The following is a 19279-nucleotide window of genomic DNA, read 5'->3' as shown; positions in this document are numbered from 1 at the left end:
CCTGATGAGCCTCACCCCCGACAGCCCGGTCGCCACCCAGGTGGTGCCCTCTCCCAATCACGACGAGCGGACCCTGCCGGTCGATGCGCTGATCCTGCACTACACCGGCATGGCGAGCGCCTCCGAGGCGCTGCTGCGGCTGTGCAACCCGCTCTCCAAGGTCTCGTCGCACTACCTCGTCTTCGAGCACGGCCGGGTGGTGCAGATGGTGCCGGAGGCCCGCCGCGCCTGGCATGCCGGGGTCTCGGCCTGGGAGGGCGTGCGGGACATGAACTCGCGCACGATCGGGATCGAGATCGCGCATCCGGGCCATGCCGAGGACGGCACCGTGGCCCCCTTCCCGGAGGCGCAGATGGCGGCGGTGACCGCGCTCTGCCGCGACATCCTTGGCCGCTGGCCGATCCGGGCCGACCGGGTGCTCGGGCATTCCGACATCGCGCCCGAGCGCAAGATCGACCCGGGCGAGAGCTTTCCGTGGCCCGCCCTCCACCGGGACGGCATCGGCCACTGGGTTCCCCGGCGCCGATCCGCGACGGGCGCTTCTTCTCGCAAGGAGATGCCGGCCAGCCGATCGAGGCGCTGCAATCGATGTTCGCGCTCTACGGCTACGACGTGCCGGTGAGCGGCACCTTCGATGCCCGGACGAAGGCGGTGGTCGCCGCCTTCCAGCGCCGTTTCCGCCCGGCCCGGGTCGACGGCGTCGCCGATGCCTCGACCATCACGACCCTGCGCGACCTGCTGGCGGCCAAACCCGCGTGACGTGAGGCCCGGGGCGGGGTCCTTTACCCCGCCGCCAGCCGCTTGCGCTGGACCTTGCCGTTCGGGGTCCGCGGCAACGTCTCCAGGAAGACGACCTCCCGCGGGCATTTGTAGGCGGCCAGCCGCTCGCCGCACCAGGCCAGCAGCGCGTCCCGTGCCGGGTCCGTGCCGGCTTTGGGCACCACGAAGGCGGCGATCACCCGCACGTCGTCGCGGACGGGCAACTCGGTGACCGCCACCTCCTGCACGTCCGGATGGCCGATCAGCACGCTCTCGACCTCGTTCGGCGACACGCGGTAGCCGAAGGCGTTCATGATGTCGTCGTTGCGGCCCTCGAACCAGACGTAGCCGTCGGCATCGAGCGACGCGAGGTCGCCGCCGGTGAACCAGTCGCCGCGCATCACCGCCGCCTCCTCCTCCGAACGGTTCCAGTAGCCGAGCATCAGGGCCGGGTCCGAGCGGTGGATGGCGAGCAGCCCGACCTCGCCCGCCGGCAGCGGCTCGGGCGGACCCTCGACGGGCAGGATCGCGACCCGCCGCCCCGGCTGCGGCTTGCCCGGGGAGCCGGGCCTGATCGGGACCTGCGGGCTCGTCGAGATGTAGGTCGAGATCTCGCTCATCCCGAGCGCCTCGTGGAGCGGCGTGCCGGTGGCCGCCTGCCACTCGGCGAGCAGCTGGGACGACAACGCCTCGCCCGCCGTGATGCCGTGGCGCAGGGACGAGAGGTCGTGGGCGGAAAGATCGGCGTATTTCAGGATCTGCCGGTAGAGGCTCGGCACCGCCGCGAACAGGGTGGCGCGGTGGCGGGCGATCAGGGCCGGCCACCGCGACGGATCGCGCGTGCCGTTGTAGAGCACCGTCGTGGCGCCGCGCGCCCAGGGGTCCTGGATGCCGACCCCGAGGGTGTAGGTCCAGTTCATGGTGCCGGCATGCAGCACCACGTCGTCCTCGCGCAGGCCGAGCCAGAAATCGTGCATCGGCCGCCGGCCCCAGATCGTGCGGTGGGCGTGCAGCACCCCCTTCGGCCGGCTGGTGGTGCCGGAGGTATAGACCAGCGTCGCCGGATCGTCCGCGGCGGTGTCGGCGTAGGACTCGATCGGCGGCCCGGCCCGCAGGCGGGCGATGTCGTCGCGCCGCAGCACGATCCGGCCGCGGCAGGCCTCCGGGTCGAGGGGGCACTCGTCGGCCGCCGCGATCACCGCGGCCCCGGAATCCTGCATCAGGAACGCCGCCTCGCCCGCCGTGAGCTGCGGCGAGGAGGGCTGCGCCACCAGCCCGGCGGCGAGCGCCGCGAAATAGGTGACGACGTAATCCGCGTCGTTGCCCATGCGGATCATCACCCGGGCACCCGGCGGCAGCCCGAGATCGCGCAACCCCGCCGCGACGCCCCGCACCGCCCGGTCGACCTCGGCGAAGGTCATCACCTCCGTCCGGCCGCCGTCGCCGGCCATGATCAGCGCCGGCTTGTCGCCGCGCTCCCGGGCATTGGCCTCCAGGCAGTAGCGGGCGCCGTTGAAGCGGGGCGGCGGCTGGCGGTCGTCGAGCAAGGCGCGGGCTCCGGGAGAGGGAGGGGAGCCTGTGCTAGCGCGGGGGTGGGGGTGGTGGCCAGGGGGTGGGCCGTGCGGGTGCGACAACCGCCGCGCATGCCCCCTCCCCCCATGACCCCTCCCCTTTTTGCGGCCGCGCCGTCCGGGGATGCTGCCGAGACGGGAAGAGCGCGGGATCCCGTCCCCCGTCTGGGCAGGGCTGCCGTGTCCAGGCAAGGAGGCCGTACGGGCATGCTCGATCGCCGGCGGTCCTCGGCATCCTGCGCTGGAGCGTGCGTCCGGATGAGACGACGTCGAGCAGCCGGCCGGGATGCGCAGGGAGGGCGCGCCGGGATCGAGGAAGGCGCCGGGTGCGGCGGACGCCGTCGTGACGGGGCGTGCCGCGCGGCAGATCGACGGACTCGGCCAGTGCATCCTGGCCGCCCGCACGGGAGAGGCGAGCCCGCGCTCGACCGATACGGGAACGGGTCGAGGGGATAGCGAGTCGGGGGGCGCCGCAGCGCCCCCGTCCTCCGCTCAGCCGTGGCTGCGGCCGAGCTGCTCCCGCGGCAGGTCGGCCGGGGGCGGGACCTGAGGCGTCGTACCGGCCTGCACCTCCGCCGCGCCGCGGGTGCGCCACAGGCTGTAGACCACGCCGCCGGCGAGCAGGACCACGGTCACCACCAGGGCGACCCAGGGCTGGATCTCGATCAGCTCGAAGGTGTCGGCCACCACGATCTTCAGGCCGATGAAGATCAGGATCAGGGCGAGCGCGGTCTTGAGGTAGGCAAAGCGGTCGACCATCGCCGCGAGCGCGAAATAGAGCGCGCGCAACCCCAAGATCGCGAAGATGTTCGAGGTGTAGACCACGTAGGTGTCGGTGGTGATGGCGAAGATCGCCGGCACGCTGTCGACGGCGAAGATCACGTCGGCGCCGTTCACCAGCACCAGCGCCAGGGCGAGCGGGGTCAGCCACAGGACCGGCTTGCCGGTCTTGGGATCGGGCTTGCGAACCGTGAAGTTCTGGCCGTCGAGCTCGTCGGTCACGCGCATGTGCTTGCGCATGAAGGCGGTGAAGCGGTCGGCGGACTTGTTCTCGCCCTCCTCCTCGTCGCCGGAGACGAGCATCTTGATGCCGGCATAGATCAGGAAGGCGGCGAAGATCGTCAGCACCCATTCGGCCTGGTGGACCAGCGCGGCGCCGAGCCCGATCATCAGGCCGCGCAGCACGATCGCCGCCAGGATGCCCCAGAGCAGCACCCGGTGCTGCGCGTTGCGGGGGATGCCGAGATAGCCGAAGATCACCGCGATGACGAAGACGTTGTCCATCGACAGCGACTTCTCGACGATGAGGCCGGCGAGGTATTCCTGGCCCGCCTGCGGACCGAGATACCACCATACCCAGCCGCCGAAGAGGAGGCCGAGGGTGAGGTAGAAGGCGGTGAGGAGCAGGCTCTCCTTGACGCCGATCTCGCGGCTCTTGTCGCGGTGCAGGAGACCGAGATCGAGGGCGAGCAGGATGAAGATGACGGCGTGGAAGCCCAGCCACATCCAGATCGGCTTGCCGAGCCACGTCATATACAGAAAATCGACCATCGCGGGACCGTGATGCTTCGAGGAAGAAAGCATCGGCTCCGACATCACGAGCGCGCTTGAGCGCCGCTCGCCAGAGGGGCCCGCAGCCGATAGGGGCGACTTATGTCCCCGATGGCGGCGGATCAAGGGCAGCCGGGGCCGGCAGCCACGCTCTTATTTTTCGTGTCCTGTCGCGGCGGCAGGTTGACAGGCCGGCCCGCGTCGCGGCCTTCCGCAGGACATGACACAGGCGAGCATCCATGTGGCGGTGGTCGGCGGAGGCCCCGCAGGCCTCTCGGCGGCCGAGATCCTGGCGGAGGCGGGCTTGCGGGTCACCGTGATCGAGCGGATGCCCTCCCCTGCCCGCAAGCTGCTGATCGCCGGGCGCGGCGGCCTCAACCTCACCCACAGCGAGCCGCTGGAGCGCTTCCTCGCCCGCTACGCCCCGCCGGAGCGACGCCTCGACGCGGCGATCCGCGCGTTTCCGCCCGACGCCCTGCGCGACTGGTGCGAGGCCTTGGGCCAGCCGACCTTCGTCGGATCGAGCGGCCGGGTGTTTCCGCAGGCCTTCAAGGCCTCGCCGCTGCTGCGGGCCTGGCTCGGCCGGCTCGACCGCCTCGGCGTCGTCTTGCGCACCCGCACCCGCTGGACCGGCTGGAATGCGGACGGCACCCTCACGCTTGCGGGCGAGCACGGCGCGGAGACCCTGGAGGCGGACGCCGTGGTCCTGGCGCTCGGCGGCGCGAGCTGGCCGCGGCTCGGCTCGGACGGGACCTGGGTGCCGGTGCTGGAGGAAGACGGCGTCGCGGTCAGCCCGCTGCGCCCGGCCAATGCGGGCTTCACCGCCGATTGGTCGCCGGTCTTCGCCGAGCACTTCGCCGGCGCACCGCTCAAGCGCATCGCGCTCCGCCTCGGTGCCAGCCAGGTGCGAGGCGAGGCGGTGATCACCCGGGACGGCATCGAGGGCGGCGCGGTCTACGCGCTCTCGCGCCCGATCCGCGAGGCGATCGAGGCGCGGGGCGAGGCGATCGTGGCTCTCGACCTGCGGCCGGACCTCGACGACGCGGCGCTGACCCGACGCCTCGCGGGAGCGCGGCCGAAGGAATCCCGCGCCACGATCCTGCGCAAGGCGGCCAGCCTCAACCCGCCGGCCGCCGGCCTGCTGCGCGAGGCCGTGCGCGCGTTGCCGACGGATCCCGCCTCCCTGGCGGCACTGATCAAGGCGGTGCCGCTGCGGCTCACGGGCCTGCGGCCGATCGAGCGGGCGATCTCGAGCGCCGGCGGCGTCGCCTTCTCAGGCCTCGACGACCGCTTCATGCTGCGGGCGCGCCCCGGCACCTTCCTCGCCGGCGAGATGCTCGACTGGGAGGCGCCGACCGGCGGCTACCTGCTCCAGGCGAGCTTCGCCAGCGGACGGGCGGCGGCGCAGGGGGTGCTGGCGTGGCTCAGGGAACGCTGAGGGATCGGCGCTCGCTCCCATCGCTCCGACCTCGATCACGCCCTCCGCGTCATCCCGGGGCCGCGCAGCGGAACCCGGGATCCGTAACCGCTGACGGTACCGGAAAGGACTGTCAGCGTTCCGCTTCGTCCTGCATCCTCGGCGGTGATGGATCCCGGGTTCTCGCCTGCGGCGAGCCCCGGGATGACGTTGGAAGGTCTGAGACTGGTATGGTCAGTCGGACAGGTCTGAACCGACCTCCGGACGATCCCGTCCGGAGGTGATAGAGGGGAGCGTCTAGAACAGCCCCTCGATCCGCCCTTCGGCATCGAGGCGGATCCCTTCCGCCGCCGGCACCTTGGGCAGGCCCGGCATGGTCATGATCTCCCCGCAAATCGCCACCACGAAGCCGGCGCCCGCAGAGAGGCGCACGTCGCGCACCGCCACGACGTGGCCGCTCGGCGCGCCCATCAGGGTCGGGTCGGTGGAGAACGAGTACTGGGTCTTGGCCATGCAGACCGGCAGGTTCCCGTGGCCGTCCTGCTCGAAGGCCGCGAGCTTCGCCGCCGCCTTCGATTCCACCTGGATGTCGGCGGCGCCGTAGAGCGTCTTCGCGATGGTGCGGATCTTGTCCTCGAGCGGCATCGCGTCCGGATAGGCGAAGCGCGGCGCCGCGGCCGCGCCGCCATCGGCCAGGCTCGACACGGCATGGGCCAGGGCCTCGGCCCCGGCGCCGCCCTCGGCCCAGTGCCGGCAGGTGATCGCCTCGACGTCGAGGCGGTCGCGGCAGAGCGCCTTGAGGGCGGCGTGCTCGGCCTCGGTATCGGCGTGGAAGTGGTTGACCGCCACCACCACCGGCGCGCCGAAGCGGCGCACGTTCTCGACGTGGCGGGCGAGGTTGGCGAAGCCCCGCTCCAGGGCCTCGACGTTCTCGGTGCCGAGATCCGACTTGGCGACGCCGCCATGCATCTTGAGGGCGCGCACGGTGGCCACGATCACCACCGCGGAGGGGCTCAGGCCCGCCTGCCGGCACTTGATGTCGAAGAACTTCTCCGCCCCGAGATCGGCACCGAAGCCGGCCTCGGTCACCACGTAGTCGCCGAGCTTGAGGCCCGCGCGGGTCGCGATCACCGAGTTGCAGCCATGGGCGATGTTGGCGAAGGGCCCGCCATGGATCAGCGCCGGGCTGCCTTCGAGGGTCTGGACCAGGTTGGGCTGCAGCGCGTCCTTGAGCAGCACCGTCATCGCGCCGGTGGCCTTGAGGTCGGCGAGCGTCACGGCTTTCCGGTCGCGGTCCTCCGCCACCACGATCCGGCCGAGGCGCGCCTCGAGGTCGGCGAGGTCGCGGGCGAGGCAGAACACCGCCATCACCTCGGAGGCGACCGTGATGTCGAAGCCGTCCTCGCGCGGATAGCCGTTGGCGACGCCGCCGAGGCTCTGGGTGATGTTGCGCAGCGCTCGGTCGTTCATGTCGAGCACGCGCCGGAACGCCACCCGGCGCAGGTCGATGCCGAGCTTGTTGCCCCAGTAGATGTGGTTGTCGATCAGCGCCGCTGCGAGGCTGTGGGCCGAGGTGATGGCGTGGAAGTCGCCGGTGAAGTGGAGGTTGATCGCCTCCATCGGCACCACCTGGGCCTTGCCGCCGCCGGCCGCCCCGCCCTTCATGCCGAAACAGGGCCCGAGCGAGGGCTCGCGCAGGCAGATCACCGTCTTGCGGCCGATGCGGTTGAGCGCGTCGCCCAAGCCCACCGTGGTGGTGGTCTTGCCCTCGCCGGCCGGCGTCGGGCTGATCGCCGTGACCAGGATCAGCTTGCCCTCGGGCTTCGATTCCAGGCCCCGGATATGGGCGTGGTCGATCTTGGCGATGTGCCGCCCGTAGGGGTGCAGGGCGTCGTCCGGGATGCCGAGGCGCTCCGCGACGGCGGTGATCGGCTGGAGGGTGGCCGCGCGGGCGATCTCGATGTCGGTCGGCATTGGGTCCCGATCGTTGTTCTGGAGCCGGAGGGAGGCGGCTTGGCGTGGCGGGGATTTTAGGCGGAGGCCGCCCTTGTCGAAAAGATCAAATCGCTTGAGCAGGATACTCAGAAAAATTGAAGACCCTCGCGCGGGTTGCGAACAGGCGCGTAGCGCTCGGACGCCGCCGTTAGCCATGCCGGCAGATCGCCGCCGCACGGGCGCGAAGGCTTCACCATTGCGACCCCAGGGTAGCGCCGTTGCGGGCCGACGGGTCGAGCGGAGGAGAATGGGATGGCCTTCTGGCTGCGGGCCGGGCTGGTGATCGGCGCGATCTACTACCTGTCGCCCCTGCGCCTCGGCGAGGCGCCCTCCCCGGCCCGGACGGCGCAGGCCGCCCCGACATTCGCGGAACTCGCTGGACCGGTCCTCGACAAGATGCCCGAGTCGCTTCGGCCCGACTTCCTACGACCCGACGCCTTGCGCGCCCGGATGGTCGAGGCCGCCGCCGCGGAAGCCGGGCGCGCCCTCGGAACGGGCCTGCACGCCGCCGCGACGGAGGCGGGTCGTGCGCCCTCCCGCGATACCCTGACGGCCCATGACCGGCAGCCGGCCTGGCGCGGCGCCGCCGAGCGGGAGATGCGCTGACCGGTTTCCGTCACGATGAGGAATCGATCGGGTGACTCATTTCCACCCACGTCCTTGTCCACTCACGTCCTCGTCCTGAGAGCCTGCTTGAGCAGGATTTCTACCCAATATTTGAGGCAGGCGGGATCATCCTGCCCACTAACCTCATCCTGAGGTGCGAACGAAGTGAGCCTCGAAGGAGGGCTCCAGGGATCACGTAGATTTCTGGAGCCCTCCTTCGAGGCTCCTTACAGTCGCACCCCAGGATGAGGTGAAATGGTAGGATATCTCCTGATTTTTCTCGATTTTCGTCGAATCACACTGCTCAAATAGGCTCCGAGGTCGCACACGGCATCGAAGAATTCGTTTCAATGATACACCGGCAAGTCAAACACGCCCTCGGCAGAGGCGACCATTGCTGGTGTTGCGCCATATCGTGTATCGCAACCGATCCGGCGGAGCGACCGGAGCGACGCACGGAAACCTTGTTTCGTGCTGGACGCAGATTCCGCCCGTGGGAAGGCTCTGCGCTCGTCTGCGGAACCGGCCCGGCGCGCTGCGGGTTGGGAGATTGTCGAACCGCTCGATCGTTCGAAGCCGGCTCCCTTCGCAGCGCTCTCGCTTCCGGCGCGGGCCCGATCGGTCAAGCTTTCGCCCGTCATGGTCGCGGGCGAATCGGTCAGTCCCGGCTCTCTCGCAGCCGCATCACGCAGATTCGCTGCAACGCACGTCATTCCACCTTGCGCCGCACCATACCCGGCGTGCGTTGGCGCACGGGGATGTGCTTCGCGTGCTGCTAGAACCATCGTCGCCGTCGCAGGACGCCGCCACCGTCTTTAGGTGGGCGGCCGTAACTTTTTCTTGCGTGGCGACGCGCGGTACGGAACTGTGCAAGTTCTTCACCGTTACTGGTGCTCTAGCGTGAGTATGCGTACCCCTATCAGCCACGGGCCGCGCGCCCGGGGGACCACCATGCCCGATTTCGAGTCACGGAACCTCGACGACGCCGAGAGCCTCGCCCGCCTCGCCGAGCTTCTTCATCCCACCAAGGTCGCCCGCACCGAGGCCAAGGCCCGCGGGCGCCGTCGTGCCGCGGCCGGCTTCCTGCCCGAGCGGGGACCCGTTCAAACGGGTCAACCGGTATCGGCGCTGCAGGACGCCTGAGCCGGGACGCCCGAGCCGAAACGACCCGGGCGTGCCGCCTACCAGGCCTGCGGCGTGATCACACCCTTGCTGGTCACCACGACCCAGGACCGTCCGCGACGCTCGATCGCCTCGACCCGGCCGGCGCCCGGCAGCGTGTCGCCCGGGCCGACCTCCACGAGCCGGCGGTTGCGGTTCTCGATCATCGCCATCCCGTCATAGACGTCGCGCAACACCCAGCCCTCGATGGTGCCGGGCTTGGCGGCGGGTGCCGGCTTGTCGGGCAGGCTGCCGGTGAGGGCCGGTTCCGCCGCCGCGTGCTTCGCCGGGGCTGCTACGGCCGCGACCGGTGCGGGGGCCTGCGCGGCGGGGACCTGATGCGCGACGGGGGCCTGCACGGCGGGGAGTTGCGCGCTGGAACCCTGGCGCTTGTCCAGCTTGTCGGTCAGCGCCGCGAGGCGGGCGGCCTGCTCGCGGTCGGCCTGGTCCTGGCGCTCGGCCATGGCGGTCAGCCGCTCGGTCAGGGCCGCGACCTTGCCGGCGAGGTCGCCGTCCTGGCGCTGCACCCGCTCCAGGCGCTCGGCGATCTGGCCGAGGCGGGCATGGGCCTCGGCGCGGCCCTTGTCGGCGGTGTCGTGGGCCTGGATCGTGCGGTCGCGCAGGAGCGAGAGATCGGTGGCGAGACGCGCGGATTCGGCGGTGCCGGCCTCGATCCGGCTGGCGAGCCGCGCCCATTCGGCCTGCGGCACGCCGGCACCGCCGCCCTGGACGGCGCCCATCAGCGCCACCGTGGCGCCGCCCGCGAGCGCGCCGATGCACCCGGCACAGAGCAGGCCCGCGAGGGTCGTCGTCGACAGCTTCGGCCACCCGGACAGGCCCGCGACACGGCTCCTGACCGTTCCGGTTTTGGCCGCGCCGACCTTGGCCGCGCCGACCTTGGCCGAACCGGGCACCGCATCGTCCGGGGCAGCCGCCGCACCGGCCGGAGCCGGCGCGCCGGCAACGTCGTTCTGATCCACCATGACCCGAGCTTCCCAGAGATCCAGGAAGGTTTGGGTAACCATGTTTGCTTAACCACTGGTTACCACGCCCGGGCGGCGCGCGGAGCGATCCGGGCCCCGCTGGCCCGGATCGCTCCTCCTGCCTATGCCAGCGCCGGCAGCACCCGCTCGATCTCGGCCCGGTGCGGCTCGAGGAAGGCCGGCAGCTTCAGGGCCTCGCCCAGCGCCTCCGCCGGCTCATCGGCGGCAAAGCCCGGCGCATCGGTGGCGATCTCGAACAGCACGCCGCCGGGCTCGCGGAAGTAGACCGAGCGGAAGTAGTTGCGGTCGCGCTGCTCGGTCACCTGGAGGCCGAGGGCCCCGGCCCGCTCCGCCATCTCGGCCTGGCCCGCGTCGTCGGCGGCCCGGAAGGCGATGTGGTGGACCGAGCCGCCGCCGGAGCGCCCGGGCAGGAAGTCGCCGACCTCCCGCAGGGTGACGTGACCGCCGAGCCCGGCCGTACCCTCGTAGCGGATGAGCGAACCCTCCCGCCCCGTCTCGGTCCAGCCGAACACCTCGGTCAGCACCCGGGCGGTGGGCGCGGCCTGGCGCAGCATCAGGGTCACGCCGTGGAAGCCCCGCACCGCATGCTCGGCCGGCACGTCCGATCCACCCCAGGCCGGCTCGGCCTCCGCGCCGGCGACGCCGACGAGCGCGAGACGCATCCCGTCGGGATCGCGGAACGGCAGCACCGTCTCGCCGAAGACCTTGGCCGGCGCCTCGAAGGCGATGCCGGCCGCGACCAGCCGGTGCGTCCAGTAGCCGATCGAGCCCTCCGGCACCCGGAACGCCGTCTCCTCGGTCTGGCCGATCCCGACCCGGCCAGGGGCGACGTGCTCCCAGGGGAAGAAGGTCAGGATCGTGCCGGGGGCGCCGTCCGCGTCGCCGTAATACAGGTGGTAGGTGCCCGGATCGTCGAAGTTGACGGTCTTCTTGACGAGCCGCAGCCCCAGCACCCGGGTGTAGAAGTCGACGTTGCGGCGCGCCGGGCCCGAGATGGCGGTGACGTGGTGCAGGCCGGCAGAGGCGATTTCGGTGGTGGTCATGGTCGGGAACTCCCGGTGGGCGGGCCGGCGGGAGAAAGCCGCCGGGATCGCCGCGATGGAGGCAATCTAGGACTTGCCCCGGCGCGCCAAAATAGAAACAATCGAAACCCATCGTTTCTGGACACAGCCCATGGCGCTGCCCGATTTCGAGGCCTGGGCGATCTTCGCGCGGGTGGCGCAGACCGCCTCGTTCTCCCGCGCCGCGACCGAGCTCGGCCTGTCGAAGGCCACGGTCTCGAAGGCGGTGAGCCGGCTCGAGCGGCGCCTGGGCGCCTCCCTCCTGCACCGCACCTCGCGGCGCCTGGCGCTGACCGAGGCCGGGCGCCTCGCCCTCGACGGCGCCGCCCGCATCCTGGCGGCGGGCGAGGCGGCGGAAGCGGAAGCCGTGGCGCAATCGGCGACGCCCCGGGGGCTGGTGCGCTTCGCCGCTCCGATGTCGTTCGGCCTCGCCCACGTCGCGCCCCTCCTGCCCGACTTCCTCGCCGCGCATCCGGAGGTCGCCGTCGACCTGCACCTGAGCGATGCGCAGGTCGACCTCGTCGGCGATGGCTTCGATCTGGGCTTGCGCATCGCGGCGCTCGCCGATTCGAGCCTGCGCCTGCGCCGGCTCTGCGCCGTCGGCCGCTCGCTGGTCGCGGCCCCCGCCTATCTCGATCGGGCCGGGCGGCCGGAGCACCCGCGCGACCTCGGCGACCATACCTGCCTCGGCTACGCCTACCTGCCGAATCCGGAGCGCTGGCATTTCCACGATGCGAGCGGGGCCGAGGTCACGGTGACGCCCGCCGGCCGCTTGCGGGCGAACAATGCCGACGCCCTGACGCCGGCCCTGCGCGCCGGCCTCGGCCTCGCGGTCCAGCCGGATTTCCTGGTCTGGGACGACCTGCGCGCCGGGCGGTTGGAGCGGGTGATGCCGGGCTGGGCGCCGCCGCCGGTCGGGCTCAACCTCTTGATGCCGCCGGGCGCCGCCCGGCCGGCCCGGGTCACCGCCCTGGTGTCGTTCCTGGAACGCCGGCTCGCCGCGGCCCCTTGGGCGACGGACACTCGGGCAACGGACACTCGAGCGACGGAACCCTGGACAACCGAGCCGCGGGGGCCGCCGCAAGCAACAAAATCGGCGCGCCGTAACATTGCGGCTTTACATTGCCGCCGGAATGGCCGAGGGGGCGCATACGACCTTCGTCGTAGGCCGGAAGGCGGGGGCACGCGACGCGCCCGCCCTCCGGCTTGTTAGACTAGGTCGTTGATTTCACCGCATTTTTTGAATCCCGATTGGGTTCCCCCAAGGGCCAAAAGGTGCTCTAAGCTCGGTGTGGGGGCCGAGGGGGAAGAATGCGATGAAGTTCCGCGTCGAGGTCGATTGCACCCCGGTCGAGGCACGCCAGTTCGTGGGTCTTCCCAACGTCGAGCCGCTCCAGGCGGCGGTGATGGCCGAGGTCGAGCGGCGCATGATGGCCGAGATGGACCGTTTTTCGCCCGACGCGATCATGCGCAGCTGGTTCACCGTCTTTCCGCAGGGCGCGGACCAGATGCAGAACATGTTCCTCAAGATGTTCCAGCAGGGCTTCGGCGCATCACAGACCCCGCCGACGAAGTCCGAGTCCTGAACCCGGCCGATACCCTCATGCCTCGCCGGCCCGATGGTTGTTCCGGGTTTCCGCACCGCAGCAAGACGGATGATGCGGATGCCCGGAACCCCGATCACCGCCGGATGAGCTAAACCCTTGCAAAGTCAATCGAGTTGCGAAAGCATCGCGGTGGCACGAACAATGCTGACACCTGCGGCAACTCGACCCGCCGATCGAGTAAGACCCTAGGGAGGATAACGTGGAACGCAGTCGCGATCTCGACCCGGTCGAGACCCAGGAGTGGCTCGATTCGCTCGACGGCGTGCTGGAGGTCGAGGGCCCGGATCGGGCGCACTTCCTCATCGAGCAGGTCATCGAGGGCGCCCGCAAGAAGGGCGCGCCGGTGCCGTACTCGGCCAATACGGCGTACCTGAACACGATTCCGGTCGACAAGCAGCCCCCCCATCCGGGGGATCGGATGATCGAGCACCGCATCCGCTCGGCGATCCGCTGGAACGCGATCGCGATCATCCTGCGCAACAACAAGGATTCGTCGGAGCTGGGCGGCCACATCGCCAGCTTCCAGTCGGCCGCGACCCTCTACGACACCGGCTTCATGCATTTCTGGCACGGCGCCGAGGGTGACCGTGGTGGCGACCTGATCTACGTCCAGGGCCATTCCTCGCCGGGCATCTATGCCCGCGCCTACCTGGAAGGCCGCCTGACCGAGGAGCAGCTGCTGAGCTTCCGCCAGGAAGTCGGCGGCAACGGCCTCTCGTCCTACCCGCATCCCTGGCTGATGCCGGATTTCTGGCAGTTCCCGACCGTCTCGATGGGTCTCGGCCCGCTGATGGCGATCTACCAGGCCCGCTATCTCCGCTACCTGCACCACCGCGGCCTCGCCAACACCGACGGCCGCAAGGTGTGGGCGTTCATGGGCGACGGCGAGATGGACGAGCCGGAGTCGCTCGGCGCGATCTCGCTCGCCTCGCGCGAGAAGCTCGACAACCTGGTCTTCGTCATCAACTGCAACCTGCAGCGCCTCGACGGCCCGGTGCGCGGCAACGGCAAGATCGTCCAGGAGCTGGAGGCCAACTTCCGCGGCGCCGGCTGGAACGTCATCAAGGTGCTGTGGGGCTCGGGCTGGGACCAGCTGCTGGCCCGCGACACCACCGGCATGCTGGCGCGCCTGATGGAAGAGTGCGTCGACGGCGAGTACCAGGACTTCAAGTCGAAGAACGGCGCCTATATCCGCGAGCACTTCTTCGGCAAGTACCCGGAGACCGCCGCCCTGGTGAAGGACTGGAGCGACGAGGACATCTGGCGGCTCACCCGCGGCGGCCACGACCCGAGCAAGGTCTTCGCGGCCTATTCCGCGGCCGTGAAGCACAAGGGCCAGCCGACCCTCATCCTCGCCAAGACCGTCAAGGGCTACGGCATGGGCGAGGCCGGTGAGGCGCAGAACATCACCCATCAGCAGAAGAAGATGGGCGAGGCGGTGCTCAAGCAGTTCCGCGACCGCTTCGGCATCGACCTCAACGACGACCAGATCGCCGAGATCCCGTTCATCCGCTTCCCCGAGGGGTCGCCGGAGCACACCTATCTGATGGAGCGCCGCAAGGCGCTCGGCGGTCCGCTGCCGGCCCGGCGGGCGAAGTCTCAGGCCCTCCAGATCCCGCCTCTGGAGGCCTTCTCGGCCCAGCTGAAGGAGACCGCGGGCCGCGAGATCTCCACCACCATGGCGTTCGTGCGGGTGCTCAACACCCTGCTGCGCGACAAGAACATCGGCAACCGCATCGTGCCGATCGTGCCCGACGAGAGCCGGACCTTCGGCATGGAGGGCATGTTCCGCCAGTTCGGCATCTTCAGCCAGGTCGGCCAGCTCTACCGGCCCGAAGACGCCAACCAGCTGATGTACTATCGCGAGGACGAGAAGGGCCAGATGCTCCAGGAGGGCATCAACGAGGCCGGCGCGATGTCGTCCTGGATCGCGGCCGCGACCTCGTACTCGCATTCCGACGCGCCGACGATCCCGTTCTACATCTACTACTCGATGTTCGGGTTCCAGCGCATCGGCGACCTCGCCTGGGCCGCCGGCGACATGCGCGCCCGCGGCTTCATGATCGGCGGCACCGCCGGCCGCACGACCCTGAACGGCGAGGGCCTCCAGCACGAGGACGGCCACAGCCACCTGATCTCGGCCACCATCCCGAACTGCGTCTCCTACGACCCGACCTTCTCCTACGAGGTGGCGGTGATCGTGCAGGACGGCCTGCGCCGGATGTATGCCGAGCAGGAGGACGTGTTCTACTACATCACGGTGATGAACGAGAACTACGAGCATCCCGGCATGCCCGAAGGGGCCGAGGCCGGGATCCTCAAGGGCATGTACCTGTTCCGCGAGGGCAAGGCCGGTGCGGCGAACCGGGTGCAGCTGATGGGCTCGGGCACGATCCTGCGCGAGGTCATCGCCGGGGCCGAGTTGCTGGAGCAGGATTTCGGCGTCAGCGCCGACATCTGGTCCTGCCCGAGCTTCACCGAGCTGCGCCGCGAGGCGATGGCGGTGGAGCGCTGGAACATGCTGCACCCGACCGAGACGCAGAAGACGTCCTACGTCGAGACCTGCCTGTCGAGCCGTCAGGGCCCGGTGATCGCGGCGACCGACTACATGCGTCTCTTCGCCGACCAGATCCGCCCCTACGTGCCGGGCCGCTACAAGGTGCTCGGCACCGACGGCTTCGGCCGTTCGGATTACCGGGTGCGCCTGCGCGAGTTCTTCGAGGTCAACCGCTACTGGGTCGTCGTCGCGGCGCTCAAGAGCCTGGCCGAGGAGGGCGCCGTGCCGGCCGCCAAGGTCGCCGAGGCGATCGCCAAGTACGGGCTGAACCCGGAGAAGCCGGCCCCCTGGACGGTGTGATTGGTCAAGACGTGCGAGGTCCCCTCTCCCGGAGGTCCGTTCGGTTTCACACGTCTCCTCTGAGAGCTAACCCCCTGTAAATTCGTGCGCCTTCCCCTCCCCCCTGTGGGGAGGGGTCAGGGGTGGGGGTGGTTCCGCGTAAAGCTATGCGGTGCCTCCTGCACCACCCCCACCTCTAACTCCTCCCCACAGGGGGGGAGGAGAGGTGCGCGCCTTCCAGGGGAAGAGAGCAATCAGACCGAGTTGTGGAGATGCGATAGCGGATGCCCTGGCGAGGGCGGCCTCGCGCGTCGGGAATTCCATCTTCGTAAAGACGTATTAAGCAAATCAATCGGGAGAGTGCGCAGTGTCGATCGAGGTCAAGATCCCGGATATCGGTGATTTCAAGAACATCCCGATCATCGAGATCCTGGTGAAGGAAGGCGACACCATCGGGGCCGAGGACCCGATCGTGTCGCTCGAATCCGACAAGGCGACGATGGAGGTCCCCTCCCCGTCGGCCGGCGTGATCGAGAAGATCCTGGTCAAGGTCGGCGACACGGTGAGCGAAGGCAGCCCGGTCCTGCTCCTGAAGGGCGAGAGCGAGGAGAAGGCGCCGGCCGCCGCCGCTGCCGCGACCCCGAGCGCCGGTGCGGCGCCCGCCGCCGACACCGCCGCCCTGATGCCGAAGCAGGAGCCGGATCCGGCCAAGCCCGCCGCTCCCCCGGTCGCGGCTCCGGCTTCGTCGGCGCCCGACTTCTCGAACGTCCATGCCAGCCCGGCCGTGCGGCGGCTTGCCCGCGAGCTCGGCGTCGACCTCAACGGCATCAAGGGCTCCGGCGAGAAGGGCCGGATCACCAAGGAGGACGTGAAGGGCTCGCTGGTGCGCTCGGCCGCGCCTGCGCCGGCCGCCGGCACGGCTGTCGCCACCGGCAGCATGGGCATCCCGGAGATCCCGGCGGTCGACTTCTCGAAGTTCGGCCCGACCGAGGTCAAGCCGCTGCCGCGGATCAAGAAGATCTCCGGCCCGCACCTGCACCGCGCCTGGCTCAACGTGCCGCTCGTCACCCATTCGGACGAGTCGGACATCACCGAGACCGACGCCTACCGCAAGGAACTCGACACCGCCGGCAAGGACAAGGGCTATCGCGTCACCCTGCTGTCGTTCCTCATCAAGGCCGCGGTCTCGGCCCTGCGTCAGCACCCGGAGTTCAATTCGTCGCTGAACCCCGAGAAGGACGCGCTGATCCTCAAGAAGTACTACAACATCGGCGTCGCCGTCGACACGCCGGACGGCCTCGTCGTCCCGGTGGTCAAGGATGCCGACCGCAAGGGCATCGTCGAGATCAGCCAGGAGCTCGGCTCGCTGTCGAAGAAGGCCCGCGACGGCAAGCTCGGCAGCGCCGACATGCAGGGCGCCACCTTCACGATCTCGTCGCTCGGCGGCATCGGCGGCACCGGCTTCACGCCGCTCGTCAACGCCCCCGAGGTCGCGATCCTGGGCGTCGTGCGCTCCAAGATGGCCCCGGTGTGGAACGGCTCCGAGTTCAAGCCGCGGCTGATGCTGCCGCTCTCGGTCTCCTACGACCACCGCGTGATCGACGGCGCGCTGGCCGCGCGCTTCACCCGCCACCTCGCCCACGTCCTCGAGGACGTCCGGCGCCTCGTCGTCTGACGAACCCCGCAGCGAGGTGATCCGATGAGCAACGAAGTCCGTCTGCCGGATATCGGCGACTTCAAGAACGTCCCGGTGATCGAGGTGCTGGTCAAGGCCGGCGACACGATCGCGGTCGACGACACCATCGTCGTCCTGGAATCCGACAAGGCGACCATGGACGTCCCCTCCTCCGTGGCCGGCAAGGTCGCGGAGGTGAAGATCAAGCCCGGCGATACGGTCACGCAGGGCGATCTGCTGCTGGTGCTGGAGGGCGCGGCCTCGGGCGCCGCGCCGGCCAAGCCCGAGGTCGCCGAGAAGGCGGCCCCGGCGCAAAGCTCGGCTCCGGCGGCCGGCGGATCGCCGCTCGCGGCGGGTGCGGGCCAGGCGGGCTACGGCTCGCCCGCCACCGCCGGCGGGCAGGGAGCCTCCGCGGCGCCCGCCCCCAAGGGCGCGGCCCCGGTCTCCGGCGAGGCGATGCGGGCCGAGGTGCTGGTGCTCGGCGCCGGCCCCGGCGGCTACACGGCGGCGTTCCGCGCCGCCGATCTCGGCAAGAAGGTGATCCTGGTCGAGCGCTGGGCGAGCCTCGGCGGGGTGTGCCTCAACGTCGGCTGCATCCCCTCGAAGGCCCTGCTCCACGCCGCCAAGGTGATCGACGAGAGCCAGGCGATGGCCTCGCACGGCATCAGCTTCGCGGCACCGCAGATCGACATCGATCGCTTGCGGAGCTGGAAGGAGGGCGTGGTCAAGCGCCTGACCGGCGGCCTCGGGGGTCTGGCCAAGCAGCGCAAGGTGACGGTGGTGACCGGCACCGCCCGCTTCGTCAGCCCGCACCAGATCGCGGTCGAGCACGAGGGCAAGACGACGATCATCGGCTTCGACAACGCGGTGATCGCCGCCGGGTCCGAGCCGATCAAGATGCCGTTCATCCCGCATGACGACCCGCGGGTGATCGACTCGACCGGGGCGCTGGAGCTCGACGGGGTGCCGAAGCGGCTCCTGGTCATCGGCGGCGGCATCATCGGCCTCGAGATGGCGACGGTCTACCACGCGCTCGGGTCCAAGGTGACCATCGTCGAGCTGATGGACCAGATCATCCCGGGCGCCGACAAGGACATCGTGACGCCGCTCTTCAAGCGGATCTCGAAGCAGTACGAGGCGATCCACCTCAAGGCCAAGGTCACGGCCGTCGAGGCGCTGCCCGAAGGCCTCAAGGTGACGTTCGAGGGCGGCTCGGCGCCGGCCACCGACACCTTCGACAAGATCCTGGTCTCGGTCGGCCGCCGTCCCAACGGCAAGCTGATCGGCGCCGAGGCCGCCGGCGTCGCGGTGGACGAGCGGGGCTTCATCCCCGTCGACAAGCAGATGCGGACCACCGCCCCGCACATCTTCGCCATCGGCGACGTGGTCGGCCAGCCGATGCTCGCCCACAAGGCGGTGCATGAGGGCAAGGTCGCGGCGGAAGCGGCGGCCGGCAAGAACTCGTTCTTCGACGCCAAGGTGATCCCGTCGGTGGCCTACACCGATCCGGAGGTGGCCTGGGTCGGCCTGTCCGAGACCGAGGCCAAGGCCAAGGGCATCAAGATCGGCAAGGGCGTGTTCCCCTGGGCGGCGAGCGGCCGCTCGCTGTCGCTCGGGCGCGACGAGGGCCTGACCAAGGTGCTGTTCGACGAGGAATCGAACCGCATCGTCGGCTGCGGCATCGTCGGCCCCTCGGCCGGCGACCTGATCGCCGAAGCGGCGCTCGCCATCGAGATGGGGGCGGATGCCGAGGATATCGGGATGACCATCCACCCGCACCCGACCCTGTCGGAGACGGTCGGCATGGCGGCCGAGGCCTTCGAGGGCACGATCACCGACCTCTACATGCCGAAGAAGAAGGCGCATTGAGGCAGGTCTTCGGGGCGGGGCGGCGGTAACTCTGCCGCCCCGCTACCGGATATCCTCACGGTGAGTGAGTATTCCCCCTCTCCCCGCGGCCGGCAGAGCTGCCCGGGAAAGGAATGGCGCGGGCTGCCCCCTCCCCGCTCTGCGGGGGAGGGTGGCGAGCGGAGCGA

The 19279-nt window shown here is 70.1% G+C and carries 11 protein-coding genes and 3 pseudogenes; 9 read left to right on the top strand and 5 right to left on the bottom strand.

The features are described 5' to 3' along the window. Positions 1-4: 4 nt before the first annotated feature. Positions 5-759, top strand: a pseudogene (locus F1D61_RS03615) (N-acetylmuramoyl-L-alanine amidase). A gap of 23 nt (positions 760-782) precedes the next feature. Here the strand turns inward: F1D61_RS03615 and F1D61_RS03610 are convergent. Next, positions 783-2306: an acyl-CoA synthetase gene (locus F1D61_RS03610; protein ID WP_203156550.1), complete on the bottom strand. Its 1524-nt coding sequence runs from the start codon at positions 2304-2306 to the stop codon at positions 783-785. A 516-nt stretch (positions 2307-2822) separates the two neighbouring features. Further along, entirely contained in the window at positions 2823-3881 is a 1059-nt protein-coding gene (locus F1D61_RS03605; protein ID WP_203156549.1) for a TerC family protein, read from the bottom strand. Positions 3882-4101: 220 nt separating this feature from the next. Between F1D61_RS03605 and F1D61_RS03600 the strand changes: the two genes are divergently transcribed. Next, a complete protein-coding gene (locus F1D61_RS03600; protein ID WP_203156548.1) occupies positions 4102-5319 on the top strand; it encodes a TIGR03862 family flavoprotein in 1218 nt (405 codons plus the stop codon). 276 nt (positions 5320-5595) lie between these two features. Here F1D61_RS03600 and F1D61_RS03595 read toward each other — a convergent pair whose 3' ends face one another. Further along, on the bottom strand, positions 5596-7272 hold the full coding sequence (locus tag F1D61_RS03595; RefSeq protein ID WP_203156547.1) for a formate--tetrahydrofolate ligase: 1677 nt from the start codon (positions 7270-7272) through the stop codon (positions 5596-5598). A 273-nt stretch (positions 7273-7545) separates the two neighbouring features. Between F1D61_RS03595 and F1D61_RS03590 the strand changes: the two genes are divergently transcribed. Together F1D61_RS03590 and F1D61_RS03585 are read left to right on the top strand one after the other, a co-directional pair. Continuing rightward, entirely contained in the window at positions 7546-7899 is a 354-nt protein-coding gene (locus F1D61_RS03590) for a hypothetical protein (protein WP_203156546.1), read from the top strand. 951 nt (positions 7900-8850) lie between these two features. Continuing rightward, a complete protein-coding gene (locus F1D61_RS03585; RefSeq protein ID WP_203159396.1) occupies positions 8851-9042 on the top strand; it encodes a hypothetical protein in 192 nt (63 codons plus the stop codon). A gap of 38 nt (positions 9043-9080) precedes the next feature. On the opposite strand, the gene F1D61_RS03580 is transcribed toward F1D61_RS03585, so the two are convergent. After that, positions 9081-10043 carry a hypothetical protein gene (locus tag F1D61_RS03580; protein WP_203156545.1) on the bottom strand — a complete coding sequence of 321 codons (963 nt, stop codon included), beginning with the start codon at positions 10041-10043 and terminating at the stop codon, positions 9081-9083. 122 nt (positions 10044-10165) lie between these two features. Then, a complete protein-coding gene (locus F1D61_RS03575) occupies positions 10166-11107 on the bottom strand; it encodes a ring-cleaving dioxygenase (RefSeq protein WP_432443201.1) in 942 nt (313 codons plus the stop codon). 130 nt (positions 11108-11237) lie between these two features. Here F1D61_RS03575 and F1D61_RS03570 point away from each other — a divergent pair. The 5 genes and pseudogenes from F1D61_RS03570 to lpdA all read left to right on the top strand — a co-directional run. Then, positions 11238-12143: pseudogene (locus F1D61_RS03570) on the top strand (LysR family transcriptional regulator); the annotation flags it as partial. A 298-nt stretch (positions 12144-12441) separates the two neighbouring features. Beyond that, the gene (locus F1D61_RS03565) at positions 12442-12711 is read left to right on the top strand and encodes a DUF6489 family protein (protein ID WP_203156544.1); all 270 of its coding nucleotides are present in this window, start codon (positions 12442-12444) and stop codon (positions 12709-12711) included. A 220-nt stretch (positions 12712-12931) separates the two neighbouring features. Then, positions 12932-15589, top strand: a complete 2658-nt coding sequence (aceE, locus tag F1D61_RS03560; protein WP_203156543.1) for a pyruvate dehydrogenase (acetyl-transferring), homodimeric type — start codon at positions 12932-12934, stop codon at positions 15587-15589. 340 nt (positions 15590-15929) lie between these two features. After that, positions 15930-17243: pseudogene (aceF, locus tag F1D61_RS03555) on the top strand (dihydrolipoyllysine-residue acetyltransferase); the annotation flags it as partial. Positions 17244-17267: 24 nt separating this feature from the next. Beyond that, positions 17268-19112, top strand: coding sequence for a dihydrolipoyl dehydrogenase (gene lpdA, locus F1D61_RS03550; protein WP_203156541.1), 1845 nt, complete (start codon positions 17268-17270; stop codon positions 19110-19112). Positions 19113-19279 lie beyond the last annotated feature (167 nt).

The sequence above is a fragment of the Methylobacterium aquaticum genome, from assembly GCF_016804325.1.
GTDB lineage: Bacteria > Pseudomonadota > Alphaproteobacteria > Rhizobiales > Beijerinckiaceae > Methylobacterium > Methylobacterium aquaticum_C.
Note: the sequence above shows the minus strand (reverse complement) of the source record. Positions and strands in the feature narration are given on the sequence as shown.